This is a genomic window from Phenylobacterium sp., assembly GCF_024508875.1.
Taxonomy (GTDB): Bacteria; Pseudomonadota; Alphaproteobacteria; order Caulobacterales; family Caulobacteraceae; genus Phenylobacterium.
Genome location: NZ_JANINU010000033.1, coordinates 1 through 11,511, shown reverse-complemented (window position 1 = coordinate 11,511; position 11,511 = coordinate 1). Strand labels below are relative to the sequence as shown.

The following is an 11,511-nucleotide window of genomic DNA, read 5'->3' as shown; positions in this document are numbered from 1 at the left end:
GGCTCGTCGATCCGCCACTCCAGGGCGACGCGGCCGGCGCCGTCCGACAGCGCCCCGTGCTTGGCGGCGTTGGTGGCCAGCTCGTGCAGGCACAGGGTCAGGGCGACCGCCGCCTCGGGCGAGACGCTGGCCGCCGGGCCGCTCAGCGTCAGCCGCTCGGCCTCGGCCGGCCGGAACGGCGCCAGCGCCCGTTCGGCCAGGGCGCCCACCGTCACCTCGCCCCATCCGGCGTCGACCAGCAGGTCGTGCGCCTTGGCGAGCGCGGTCAGGCGGTCGGCGAAATGGCGGCGGGCGGCCTCGGCGTCGGTGGCGCCCCGGAAGGTCTGGTCGGCCAGCGAGTGGACGACGGCCAGGGTGTTCTTCACCCGATGGTGCATCTCCTGCTTGAGCAGCCGCTCGGCGTCGCGGGCGGCCACCTCGCGGGCCAGGGCCGCGCGCAGCAGCGTCACAACCCAGATCACGAAGCCGCTGCTGGCCAGGAAGAAGCCGACGCCCAGCACCAGCCGGCGGACCTCGACCGCGTTCGCCTGGGGCGCGACGAAGACGGCCCCGCCGGCCGCCAGCGCCAGGGCGCAGGTGAAGCCGGAGAGGATCCCGCCGAACACCGCCGCCACCAGCACCGCCAACACGAAGGCGGCGAACGGCGCGCCCAGCCCAATCCAGGGCGACAGCGCCAGGCGCAGCCCGAGCGCGAGCGCGGCCAGCAGCAGGCCCAGCGCGATCCGCGCCGCGACGCTGCGCGGCTGCCGCGCGATCCATCGGACCAGGACGTCGGTCAATGGCGCTCCCCCGCCGCGTCCGGGCGCGCGGCCTCCACACCTATATTAGATGCGCGCTCCGATTGTGCAGCCGGCGAGACGTCGCGGTCCCTGCCGAATGTTTACCGAATGCCGACCTTTGCACGTCAAACTGCCGGTCCCCCTGGAATGGAGCGGTTCGTGGCGCATAGCCCCTGGCATGCAGAAGGTCGGCGGCTGGCGGTCCTCGTGGCCGCCTACGCCGCTGCGGCCGCCTACAGCCTGCTGCTCGCCGGCGCGACGCAAAATCTGCCGGTGATCTGGACGGCCAACGCCGTCGTGGTGGCCGGCCTGCTGATCCTGTCGAAGCGCGCCGCCCTCTGGCTGCTGGTGTGCTGCTCGCTGGTTCATGTGGGCGTGCAGATCTGGATCAACCGCAACGTCGGCTTTGTCGTGGCGGTCACCTTGCTGGACTCGCTGCAAGCGCTGGCCACCGCCGCGCTGATCCGGCGCCTGCGCATCCCGGTGCGGATCCGGCGGATGCGCCATCTCTTCGCCCTGACCCTAGCGGCGGGCCTGTTCACGGCCCTGACCTCGCCGATCGTCAGCAGCCTGTCGCTGACCGCCGGCGGCTGGAACGCCTGGTCCGGCTGGCGCGGTTGGATGATCTCCAACGCGTTCGGCATGGCGCTGGCCCTGCCGATCATCCTCGTCCTCGCCGACGCCCGCCACCGGCAGGGCTTCCCCGCCCGGCGCGCGGAGGCCGCCGCGGGCCTCGCCGTGATCGCGGCCACCACCTGGGCGGTGTTCACCACCACCGCGCCGCTGGAGGTGCTGCTGTTCGCCCCGGCGCTGCTGGCCGTGTTCCGGGGCGGCCCGCGCGCCGCCGCCTGGCTGGTCATGGTCTCGCTGGCGGTGGCGATCCCCACCGTGCTGGCCCGCACCGGCCTGGACCCGGCGCACGCGATGGCGCCGCTGCGCTTCGCCCAGATGTTCCACTTCGTGCTCTACGGCGTGTGCATGACGTCCGCCCTGGCGCTGAGCCGCCAGATGCGGCTGCAGGCGCTGCTGGTGCGCCGCACCGCCGCCGCCCGTGCGGCCCAGGCGCGCGCTCAGGCGGCGAACCAGGCCAAGTCGGACTTTCTGGCCACCATGAGCCACGAGATCCGCACGCCGCTGAACAGCGTGCTGGGTTTCGCCGCCCTGGTGGCCGACGACCCCAGCCTCTCGGACGAGAACCGCCGCCGGCTCGATCTCGTCGGCCGCGCCGGCCGCTCGCTGGCCGAGCTGGTCAACGACCTGCTGGACTTCTCCAAGGTGGAGGCTGGCCGGCTGGAGCTGAACCTCGCCCCCGCCGAGCCGGCGGTCATTCTGCGCGACGCCGCCGCCATCGTCGCGCCCACGGCGACCGCCAAGGGCCTGTCGCTGTCGGTCTCCGTGAAGGGCGACGAGGCGGCCGTCTTCCGCCTGGACGAGGCGCGCCTGCGCCAGGTGCTGCTGAACCTGCTGGCCAACGCCGTGAAGTTCACGGCCGAGGGCGGCGTGGAGGCCCGGCTCTCCGTCGGCGAAGGCGGCGACCTCGTCTTCGAGGTGGCCGACACCGGGATCGGCATCGCGCCCGAGGTGCAGTCGCGTCTGTTCCAGCGCTTCACCCAGGCCGACAGCTCGATCAGCCGCTCGTACGGCGGCACGGGCCTCGGCCTCGCCATCAGCCGCGCCCTGGTCAACCAGATGGGCGGCGAGATCGGCGTCGAGAGCGCGCCGGGGCAGGGCGCCTGCTTCCGCATCCTGCTCTCCGCCGAGAAGGCCGTCCGCCGCGAGGCCAAGGCGCCGGCGCCGGTCGCGCCCAAGGCCTCGGCCGCCCGCGTGCTGCTGGTCGACGACCATCCGATGAACCGCGAGCTGGGCCAGGCCCTGCTGACGCTCGCCGGCTTCGAGGTCGCCACCGCCGAGGACGGAGCCCAGGCGGTCGAGGCCGCGGCCGCCGGCGGCTTCGACGCGGTGCTGATGGACGTGCACATGCCGCGGATGGACGGCCTGGCCGCGACCCGGGCGATCCGGGCCCTGGGCGGCGCCGCCGGCCGCGTCCCGATCGTCGCCCTGACCGCCGACGTCCGCACCGACCAAGTGACCCAGTGCCGTGAGGCCGGCATGGACGACTATGTCGCCAAGCCGATCCACCGCGAGGAACTGATCGCCGCGGTGTCCCGCGCCGTCACGGCCGCGCCAGCGCCTCCCGAGGTCCGCACCGCCTAGTTCATCTACCTGTCGGCCGGCTGAACGCCCGGCCCCGTCCCGGTTCAGGCGAGAGGGCGCAGTCTGGTCTCCAACGTGAAGGAGACCCACATGAGGAAGATCGTCCTCGGCCTGACGCTCGCCGCCGCCACTCTCGGCGCCGGCGCGGCCATGGCCCAGCCCTACGGCGGCTATTACGACCGCGGCGGCTACGACTATCGCTACGACCGCGGCGACCGCTACGACGGCTATCGCTATCGGGACACCCGCTATCGCGACAGCGACCGCGACGGCATCCCGGACCGCGCCGAGTGGAACCGCGATCGCGACCGCGACGGCCGTCCCGACCAGTGGGACCGCTACGACAACCGCCGCGACCGCCACCACCGCCACGGCGGCTGGCGCTACGAGGGCCGATACTACCGCTAAGGCCGGAGCCGGCGCTCCTACCCAGGGTGGGGGCGCCGAGCCTTGCGGTCCGTCGGGGAACGGGATGGGATGTCCGTCTCCGCCGTGAGGACCGCGCCATGCCCGACTCCGCCCAGCCCGCACCCACCGCCGCCTCGACGGACCCCGCCGCCCTCGGCGTGATGCAAGGCGTGCCGCCGCCGCCGGACAAGCGCGTGCGCTCGGTGGACGGCACGAGCTGGCGGTTCCCGAACACCCGCTGGAGCTTCAGCCACGAGCGCGAGCTGGGGCCCTCGGCCGTCGTGCGTCGCGGCCCGGGCCCCGCCGCCGCGCTGCCCTACTCCCTGCGCGACGACCTCGACGCCGTGACCTTCACCACCCAGGACGGCCGGTCCATGACGTGGGGCGAGTCCATCGACGAGAACTTCACCGACGGCCTCGTGGTCCTGCATCGCGGCGCCGTGATCTACGAGACCTACCGCGGCGCGCTGCAGCCGCACGTTCCCCACCTGGCGATGTCGGTGACCAAGTCGTTCGCCGGCCTTCTCGCCGCCATGCTGGCGCACGAGGGCGCCTTGGACCCGCAGGCGCTCGTCCCCACCTATATCCCCGAGCTGGCCGACACCGCCTTCGGAGACGCCACCGTCCGCCAGGTGATGGATATGACGACGGGGGTGCGCTACCGCGAGGACTACGTCGATCCCGACGCCGAGGTCCGCTACTACGGCGTGGCCGCCGGCTTCTCGTCGCCGCCGAAGGGCTACGACGGCCCGACAAACATCTTCGACTTCCTCAAGACGCTGAAGAAGCAGGGCGAGCACGGCGAGGCCTTCGCCTACAAGACCTGCAACACCGAGGTGCTGGGCTGGATCGTCCAGCGCGTCGCCGGCCGGTCCTTCGCCGAACTGGTCTCGGAGCGCATCTGGCAGAAGCTGGGCGCCGAGGAGGACGGCTACGTCATGGTCGACAGCATGGGCTTCGCCATGTGCGGCGCGGCGCTGAACGTGACCACGCGCGACCTCGCCCGTTTCGGCGAGATGATGCGGCTGGGCGGCGTCTTCAACGGCCAGCAGATCGTGCCTCACGCGGTCGTGGCGGATATCGCGAGCGGCGCCAGCAAAGAGGCCTTCGCCAAGGCGGGCTACGTCACCTTGCCGGGCTGGAGCTATCGGAACCAGTGGTGGGTCAGCCACAACCGCTTCGACGCCTACAGCGCTCGCGGCATCCATGGCCAGGCCTGCTATGTCGCGCCGGGCGCCGAGATGGTGATCGCGCGCTTCGCCTCTCACCCCACCGCCGCCAACGGCAACGGTCCGCTGGACCGGGTTTCCCTGCCGGCCTACGAGGCGCTCGCCGGGCGCCTGACGAAAAGCTAGTGGCGATGCTCGGCCCGGCCGCACATGCGGTGGACGTCGCCGTCCATCCACATGATCCGAACGCCGGGGCTCCAGGTCAGGGTGCGCTGCCCGTCGCTCCAGGTGAGCCGCACGGGTCCTGAACCGCCCCACGGGCGGATCGGCAGGGCATGCGGGCCGTCACCGCTGTCCACGATGGCGACCAGTTGCGCGTCCCGCTGAGCGAAGCGCGCGTGCAGCTCGCCGCCGTCGGCGCATTTGAAGCGGGTGGCCGGCGGCGCATCCGCCGGCGCGGCGACAGCCAGAGCCAGCAGGATGGGCGTCACGAGCGCCACCTATTGCCCTTCCAGCTCGCTTACCCGCCGCGCGTAGCGATCCGCCAGCGCGTGTCGGTCGGAAATGTTGGCGCTCGCCTGCATCCATTCGGCCTGGGCCTGCTCCAGGGCCGCAGGGTCGGCGCCGCCTGCGCGCGCGCGTTCGAGGGCGGCTTTCATCCGGCGCTCCTGGATCGCCAGGCTGGGATAGCCGCAGACGAGCCGTTCGCGGGCCGTCGGAAGGTCGTAGCAGGGATTGTGCTGGGCCGCCGCCGCCGCCAGCCTGGGTGGAGCGGCGACATCGTCGAGCGCCGGTGCGGCCGGCTCCTCGACCGGTTGGTCGGGGTCTTCTTCCGGCAGCCTTGTGGTGAGCGCCACGGCGACCCGGGTCGGCGCCTCGCCCGCCGCGAGCGATACGGGCTGAGGTCGCGGCGCCGGCGCCTGAAGGGGCGCGAGGCTGAGGCCCCAGGCCAGGGCCGCGCCGATGAAGGCGGCGAGGCCCGCGATGGCGATGGCGGGACCACGGTTTGGCGCGGAGGCGCGCCGTCGGGGCGTTGAGCGCCGGTCGGGCCGCCCCGCGTGGCGAGGCATGACTGACATCGGAAGCGTCGGACCGGCCGTGCGCCCCGGACGCGCCGCGAGTTCGACCTCGAGCTGGCGCACCAGGCTGTCCTGCCCCCTGGCGCGGGCGGCTTCGAGCAGGCGTCGCAGTTCCGGCACGCTCAGCGCCGCGAGCTGTATCCCCAACATGCGACCGCTCGGCCTCCCCAACCGCGGCGAACTACCCCGAAGCGAGGTTAACACGGCGAGGCGGCGGCGTCAGGTCGCCGCGCAGGTGATCGGGAGCAGAAAGCGGTGTCGCTGCACGGGTCGGAGGCGCCCGCAGCGCCTAGTGGGTCACGACCCAGCGGCTGACGTAGGCGTGGGTGGCGCGAGCCAACTTCGGCGGGCCAGAGAAGTAGAACTCACTACCGAACATCACCTTGCGCTCACGCCAAGTGAGCAGGCCAGTGTCCTCGGCCTGGAGAACCTGCCGCAGCTTTCCGCTCATGCCGGCGGGCACGAAAGCGACATAAGTGGCGTCGGGCATGACTGACTCCAGATAACCCCCTGACAGAATTGAGACTGAGTCCTCGGCGCCACCAAGCGGGGCCGGGCGGGGCAGGGCGTCGCAGGCTGGACAAGCTGTGGACGAGCGGGCGAGGTGGCGACCTTTCGGAGTCGGGAGGCCCTCATCGTGCGGTTCGGATCGGTTGCCCTTGCCCTGTCCCTGGTGGCGACGACGCCCGCGCTGGCCGGCGAGATGACGGAGTGGCGCGCCCAGGCCGCCCGTGTGACCGTTGTGCGCGACGACTGGGGCATCGCCCACGTAAAGGGCAAGACGGACGCAGACGCAGTGTTCGGCATGGCCTACGCCCAGGCCGAGGACGACTTCAACCGGGTCGAGACCAACTACATCACCAACCTTGGCCGGACGGCCGAGGCGGAGGGCGAAGGGGCGATCTGGCAGGATCTGCGCCAGAAGCTCTACGTCACACCGGAGGGTCTTCGGGCTGACTATGCGAAGAGCCCGGCGTGGCTGAAATCGTTGATGGACGCCTGGGCCGACGGCCTGAACTTCTATCTGGCCACTCATCCTCAAACGAAGCCGCGGGTCATCGCCCGCTTCGAGCCGTGGATGGCGCTCTCGTTCACCGAGGGCAGCATCGGCGGCGACATCGAGCGCATCTCCCTCAAGGAACTCGAAGCCTTCTACGGCGGCGCGCGCTCGGCGACGCTGGAGAACCCCTTCGCCTACAAGGAACCGACAGGGTCGAACGGGATCGCCATCTCGCCGAAGATCACGAAGGACGGCCACGCGCTGCTGATGATCAACCCGCACACCTCCTTCTTCTTCCGCTCCGAGCTGCAGATGACCAGCGACGAGGGCCTGAACGCCTATGGCGCGGTCACGTGGGGCCAGTTCTTCATCTACCAGGGCTTCAACGGCCACGCCGGCTGGATGCACACCTCCAGCACCGTCGACGTGGTCGACGAGTTCGCGGAGACGATCATCCGCACGCCCGGCCAGCTCATGTATCGCTACGGTAAGGAAGCCCGCCCAGTACAGGTGCAGACGATCGTCGTGCCCTATAGGGCTGCCGACGGCTCGATGAAGAGCCGCAGCTTCACGACGTATCGCACCCATCATGGCCCTGTCGTGCGCGCCGAGGGGGATCGCTGGATCGCGTTCTCGATGATGAACAAGCCGGTCGAGGCGCTGCAGCAGTCCTTCCTGCGGACCAAACAGAACGACCTGCGCTCGTTCCTCAAGGTGGCCGACACGTTCAAAGCGAACAGCTCGAACAACACCCTCTTCGCCGACGACAAGGGCGAGACGGCCTACCTGCATCCGCAGTTCATCCCACGGCGCGACGCCCGCTTCGACTACACGAGGCCCGTGGACGGATCGGATCCAGCCACCGACTGGAAAGGCCTGCACGCCCTGTCGGAAGCCCCGAACGTCACGGCCCCGGCGGCGGGCTGGGTGTTCAACGTCAACGACGGTCCCTGGTGGGGCGCGGAAAAGGACAGCCCGCAGCAGGCGGCTTTCCCCAAATACATGGACGCGACCGGCCGCAATCCCCGTACGGACCATGCGATCGAGGTGCTCACGGGGGCGAAGGACGTGACGCTGGAAAGCCTGGTGAGGCGGGCCTACGACACACACCTGCCAGCCTTCGTGCGCCTGGTTCCTGGGCTGGTTCAGGCCTGGGATGCGGCTTCGGCGGACGATCCCCTGAAGGCGAAGCTGGCCCAGCCGGTGGCGGCGCTGAAGGCGTGGGACAAGCGCTGGAGCACGGCCTCGACGGAGACCTCGCTCGCGGTCTTCTGGGGCGAGGCGCTGTGGGCCAAGGCCGCGCCGTCGGCGAAGGCGGCCAATATGAGTGTCTGGGACTACATGGCCGAGCGCAGCCCGGCGGCGGACAAGCTAGCCGCGCTGTCCGAGGCGCAGGACCGGCTCATCGCGGACTTTGGCGACTGGAAGACGCCGTGGGGCGAAATCAACCGGTTCCAGCGCTTGAACGGCGACATCGCGCAGAAATTCCGCGACGACGGCCCGTCGATCCCGGTGGGCTTCGCTTCGTCGCGCTGGGGCTCGCTGGCCTCGTTCGGCGCGCAGCGATGGCCCGGAACGAAGCGATACTACGGCACCAGCGGCAACAGCTTCGTGGCCGCTGTGGAGTTCGGACCGAGGGTCCGCGCGGTGGCCGTGAGCGCCGGGGGCGAGAGCGGCGACCCGAAGAGCCCTCACTTCCTGGACCAGGCCCGTCGCTACGCCACGGGCGACCTGCGGCCGGTCTATTTCTATCCCGAGCAGCTCACCGGACACGTCGAGCGGACGTACCGGCCCGGCGAATAGAAAGACGGCCGCCCATCTTTGGGCGGCCGCAGGTGCGCCGAACTCGGCGTTGGGGATTTCAGGCGGCCAGGCGCTGGGCCTCGGCCGGGGCGTCGCGCAGCATGTAGCCGCCGCCCCAGACAGTCTCGATGCGGGCGTCGCCGCCAGTGGCCGCGGCGATCTTCTTGCGCAGCTTGCAGACGAAGACGTCGACGATCTTCGGCTCGGGTTCGGAGAGGCCGTTGTAGAGGTGGTTCAGGCACTGCTCTTTGGAGAGGGCGGTGTTCTTCCGCAGCGAGAGCAGTTCGAGGATCTTGTATTCGCTAGGCGTCAGGTGAACGGGCAGGCCCGCCACCTCGGCCTGCCGGGTCGCGAGGTTGAGGGCGATGGGCCCGGCCCGCAGGACCGAGTCGGCATGGCCGCGGGCGCGGCGGACAACGGCGGCGAGCCGGGCCAGCAATTCGGCCTTGTGAAAGGGGCGGGCGAGCACGTCGTCGGCGCCGGCGGCCAGGGCCTCAACGCGGGCCTCGACGTTCGAGTCGCCGAGGACGATCGCCGGAGACTCCACCTTGCGGGTGCGCAGCGCGCGGACCAACTGGACCGCGGTCATGTCGGCGAGGTCCTGGGCCAAGATCACCGCGTCATAGTCGTAGAGACGGGCAAGGTCGCAGGCGTCCTCGCCCGTGTCGGTCAGGCAGACCGTGTGGCCTTCGCCCGTCAGGCTGAGTTCGAGGCTTTTGGCGGCGGCGGCGTGGCTTTCGACGACCAGGACTTGCATCACCATCTCCCGTTTTGGCTGACCGGCCCTGCGGCGCGGGCGTTCGTTCAATTTCGTTAACCAAGTTGAACCACGGGGATGGGCGCCGCCGAAATCTCGGCCGATTACCTACGGGGAATCCCGTGTGACGGGCTGACGCAGGCGGAAGCGTTCGATCGGGCAGGGCGGTTCAGCCGGGTTTTCCACCGCCTGCGCCAAATGGCGCGCAAACTCTCGTTGACACGATTCCGCACCACCCATATGAGAGCCGCCTTCGCAACGGCCGACGGCCTACGCGGGTGTAGCTCAGTTGGTTAGAGCGCCGGCCTGTCACGCCGGAGGTCGCGGGTTCGAGCCCCGTCACTCGCGCCACTTCCCCATGAAGGGGAGGGCGAAAATCCATAAATCGAAGATCGATCTTGGTGGCCCGTGGCAGTGTGGCGCCGAGCTCGTATCGCCGTCCCTCATGGCCAGCGATCAGGCGCGAGTTGGGCGATTGCGACGCATTCGCATGCTTGCCGCCGCCCCGCATTTCGCGTCGCACAAGGCCTGTTTGAAACGCTCCGATGATCGGTCTAGAAGGGCGCCGCGACTCCTTCTGGAGACCTCATGGTCGACTATTTCAAAGAGTACCTGCCGATCGCGATCTTCCTCGGCATCGCGGGGGTGCTGGGCATCGTTTTCATCCTGGCCGCGACCGTGCTGGCGCCCAAGGCTCCGGATCCGGAAAAGCTCTCGTCCTACGAATGCGGCTTCAACGCCTTCGACGACGCGCGGATGAAGTTCGACGTTCGCTTCTACCTGGTCTCGATCCTCTTCATCATCTTCGACCTGGAAGTCGCGTTCCTGTTCCCGTGGGCCGTGGCGCTGATGAAGCTGCCGCCGGACGTGGCGAAGTACGCCTTCTGGTCGATGATGTCGTTCCTGGGCGTGCTCACCATCGGGTTCATCTACGAGTGGAAGAAGGGAGCCCTGGAATGGGAGTGATTGTTCCCCCCAATTCGGCTCCGGCTCTGTCTGCCGGCCGCACGACGGTCGAGGGCTACGACCCGCAGAAGCACGACCCGTTCTTCGACGGTGTGTCGCAGCGCCTGGCCGACAAGGGTTTCGTCACGGCCGGCGTCGACGACCTGATCACCTGGGCCCGCACCGGTTCGCTGATGTGGATGACCTTCGGTCTCGCCTGCTGCGCGGTCGAGATGATGCAGGCGTCAATGCCCCGCTACGACCTGGAGCGCTACGGCTTCGCGCCGCGCGCCAGCCCGCGGCAGAGCGACGTGATGATCGTGGCCGGCACGCTGGTGAACAAGATGGCTCCGGCGCTGCGTAAGGTCTACGATCAGATGCCCGAGCCGCGGTACGTGATCTCGATGGGCTCGTGCGCCAACGGCGGCGGCTACTACTACTTCAGCTATTCGACCGTGCGCGGCTGCGACAGGATCGTGCCGGTGGACGTGTACGTGCCGGGCTGCCCGCCGACCGCCGAGGCGCTGGTCTACGGCGTGCTGCAGCTGCAGAAGAAGATCCGCCGCACGGGGACCATCGTCCGATGAGCTGGCCCGTTTCCGAAGCCGACCTGGAAAAGCTGGGCAAGGCGATCCTGAAGGACGCCAAGGGCGTCATCACCGGCGCCGACGTGGCCTATGGCGAACTGACGCTCACCGGACCGGCCGCGCGGATCGTCGAGGCGCTGACGTACCTGCGCGACCAGCAGGGATTCCACCAACTGATCGACCTTAGCGGCGTGGACTATCCCGAGCGCGAGAAGCGCTTCGACGTGGTGTACCACCTGCTTTCGATGACCAAGAACCTGCGCGTCCGCATCAAGGTGCAGACCGACGAGGACACGGCCGTGCCGTCGGTCGTGGACGTGTTCGCCGCCGCCGACTGGTACGAGCGCGAGACGTTCGACATGTACGGCGTCTTCTTCGACGGCCACCCGGACCTGCGCCGGATCCTCACCGACTACGGCTTCCACGGCCACCCGCTGCGGAAGGACTTCCCGATGACCGGCTACGTCGAGGTCCGCTACGACGAAGAGCTGAAGCGGGTGGTCTATGAGCCGGTGAAGTCGGTCGAGTGGCGCAACTGGGACTTCCTGAGCCCATGGGAGGGCGCGGAGAAGGGCTTCGCCGCCATCCTCCCCGGTGACGAGAAGGGCAAGGCATGACCGGCTCCAACGCCCCCGCGCAACCCACCGATTTCTTCGCGCCCGAGCCGACCGCGCCGGGCCCGAACGAGACCCCGGTCCGCAAGTTCAACATCAACTTCGGCCCGCAGCACCCGGCGGCCCACGGCGTGCTGCGCCTGGTCCTGGAGCTGG

General features: G+C 69.7%; 12 protein-coding genes, 1 tRNA gene and 1 pseudogene. 9 read left to right on the top strand and 5 right to left on the bottom strand.

The window, feature by feature from the left end:
- The coding region (locus Q0L11_RS03565) for a sensor histidine kinase (protein WP_296595473.1) at positions 1-779 on the bottom strand (779 nt) is incomplete at its 3' end.
- A gap of 159 nt (positions 780-938) precedes the next feature.
- Between Q0L11_RS03565 and Q0L11_RS03560 the strand changes: the two genes are divergently transcribed.
- From Q0L11_RS03560 to Q0L11_RS03550, 3 genes are all read left to right on the top strand, one after another.
- Positions 939-2,993 (top strand): ATP-binding protein, encoded by a 2,055-nt coding sequence (locus tag Q0L11_RS03560; protein WP_296595472.1) that lies wholly within the window; start codon positions 939-941, stop codon positions 2,991-2,993.
- 90 nt (positions 2,994-3,083) lie between these two features.
- Positions 3,084-3,401 carry a hypothetical protein gene (locus Q0L11_RS03555; protein ID WP_296595471.1) on the top strand — a complete coding sequence of 106 codons (318 nt, stop codon included), beginning with the start codon at positions 3,084-3,086 and terminating at the stop codon, positions 3,399-3,401.
- 98 nt (positions 3,402-3,499) lie between these two features.
- Positions 3,500-4,756, top strand: coding sequence for a serine hydrolase (locus tag Q0L11_RS03550; RefSeq protein ID WP_296595470.1), 1,257 nt, complete (start codon positions 3,500-3,502; stop codon positions 4,754-4,756).
- Here the strand turns inward: Q0L11_RS03550 and Q0L11_RS03545 are convergent.
- From Q0L11_RS03545 to Q0L11_RS03535, 3 genes are all read right to left on the bottom strand, one after another.
- A complete protein-coding gene (locus tag Q0L11_RS03545; protein WP_296595469.1) occupies positions 4,753-5,070 on the bottom strand; it encodes a hypothetical protein in 318 nt (105 codons plus the stop codon). The genes Q0L11_RS03550 and Q0L11_RS03545 overlap by 4 nt on opposite strands.
- The gene (locus tag Q0L11_RS03540) at positions 5,071-5,799 is read right to left on the bottom strand and encodes a hypothetical protein (protein ID WP_296595468.1); all 729 of its coding nucleotides are present in this window, start codon (positions 5,797-5,799) and stop codon (positions 5,071-5,073) included.
- A 139-nt stretch (positions 5,800-5,938) separates the two neighbouring features.
- The gene (locus Q0L11_RS03535; RefSeq protein ID WP_296595467.1) at positions 5,939-6,139 is read right to left on the bottom strand and encodes a hypothetical protein; all 201 of its coding nucleotides are present in this window, start codon (positions 6,137-6,139) and stop codon (positions 5,939-5,941) included.
- A gap of 147 nt (positions 6,140-6,286) precedes the next feature.
- Between Q0L11_RS03535 and Q0L11_RS03530 the strand changes: the two genes are divergently transcribed.
- On the top strand, positions 6,287-8,452 hold the full coding sequence (locus tag Q0L11_RS03530; protein WP_296595466.1) for a penicillin acylase family protein: 2,166 nt from the start codon (positions 6,287-6,289) through the stop codon (positions 8,450-8,452).
- A 58-nt stretch (positions 8,453-8,510) separates the two neighbouring features.
- Here the strand turns inward: Q0L11_RS03530 and Q0L11_RS03525 are convergent, their stop codons facing one another.
- Positions 8,511-9,209 (bottom strand): response regulator transcription factor, encoded by a 699-nt coding sequence (locus Q0L11_RS03525; protein ID WP_296595465.1) that lies wholly within the window; start codon positions 9,207-9,209, stop codon positions 8,511-8,513.
- A 274-nt stretch (positions 9,210-9,483) separates the two neighbouring features.
- Between Q0L11_RS03525 and Q0L11_RS03520 the strand changes: the two genes are divergently transcribed.
- The 5 genes and pseudogenes from Q0L11_RS03520 to Q0L11_RS03500 all read left to right on the top strand — a co-directional run.
- Positions 9,484-9,560, top strand: a tRNA-Asp gene (locus Q0L11_RS03520).
- Positions 9,561-9,797: 237 nt separating this feature from the next.
- Positions 9,798-10,175: an NADH-quinone oxidoreductase subunit A gene (locus Q0L11_RS03515; RefSeq protein WP_296595464.1), complete on the top strand. Its 378-nt coding sequence runs from the start codon at positions 9,798-9,800 to the stop codon at positions 10,173-10,175.
- Positions 10,145-10,741: an NADH-quinone oxidoreductase subunit B family protein gene (locus tag Q0L11_RS03510; RefSeq protein ID WP_296595463.1), complete on the top strand. Its 597-nt coding sequence runs from the start codon at positions 10,145-10,147 to the stop codon at positions 10,739-10,741. Before Q0L11_RS03515 ends, Q0L11_RS03510 begins: the two co-directional genes overlap by 31 nt.
- The gene (locus tag Q0L11_RS03505; RefSeq protein WP_296595462.1) at positions 10,738-11,358 is read left to right on the top strand and encodes an NADH-quinone oxidoreductase subunit C; all 621 of its coding nucleotides are present in this window, start codon (positions 10,738-10,740) and stop codon (positions 11,356-11,358) included. Before Q0L11_RS03510 ends, Q0L11_RS03505 begins: the two co-directional genes overlap by 4 nt.
- Positions 11,355-11,511: pseudogene (locus Q0L11_RS03500) on the top strand (NADH-quinone oxidoreductase subunit D); the annotation flags it as partial. The gene Q0L11_RS03505 and the pseudogene Q0L11_RS03500, both read left to right, overlap by 4 nt.

Coding starts and splice junctions, on each gene's coding strand:
- Q0L11_RS03525 (WP_296595465.1), bottom strand. CDS start 9,209: ATGCAAGTCCTGGTCGTCGAAAGCCACGCCGCCGCCGCCAAAAGCCTC.
- Q0L11_RS03540 (WP_296595468.1), bottom strand. CDS start 5,799: ATGTTGGGGATACAGCTCGCGGCGCTGAGCGTGCCGGAACTGCGACGC.
- Q0L11_RS03505 (WP_296595462.1), top strand. CDS start 10,738: ATGAGCTGGCCCGTTTCCGAAGCCGACCTGGAAAAGCTGGGCAAGGCG.
- Q0L11_RS03515 (WP_296595464.1), top strand. CDS start 9,798: ATGGTCGACTATTTCAAAGAGTACCTGCCGATCGCGATCTTCCTCGGC.
- Q0L11_RS03555 (WP_296595471.1), top strand. CDS start 3,084: ATGAGGAAGATCGTCCTCGGCCTGACGCTCGCCGCCGCCACTCTCGGC.
- Q0L11_RS03535 (WP_296595467.1), bottom strand. CDS start 6,139: ATGCCCGACGCCACTTATGTCGCTTTCGTGCCCGCCGGCATGAGCGGA.
- Q0L11_RS03550 (WP_296595470.1), top strand. CDS start 3,500: ATGCCCGACTCCGCCCAGCCCGCACCCACCGCCGCCTCGACGGACCCC.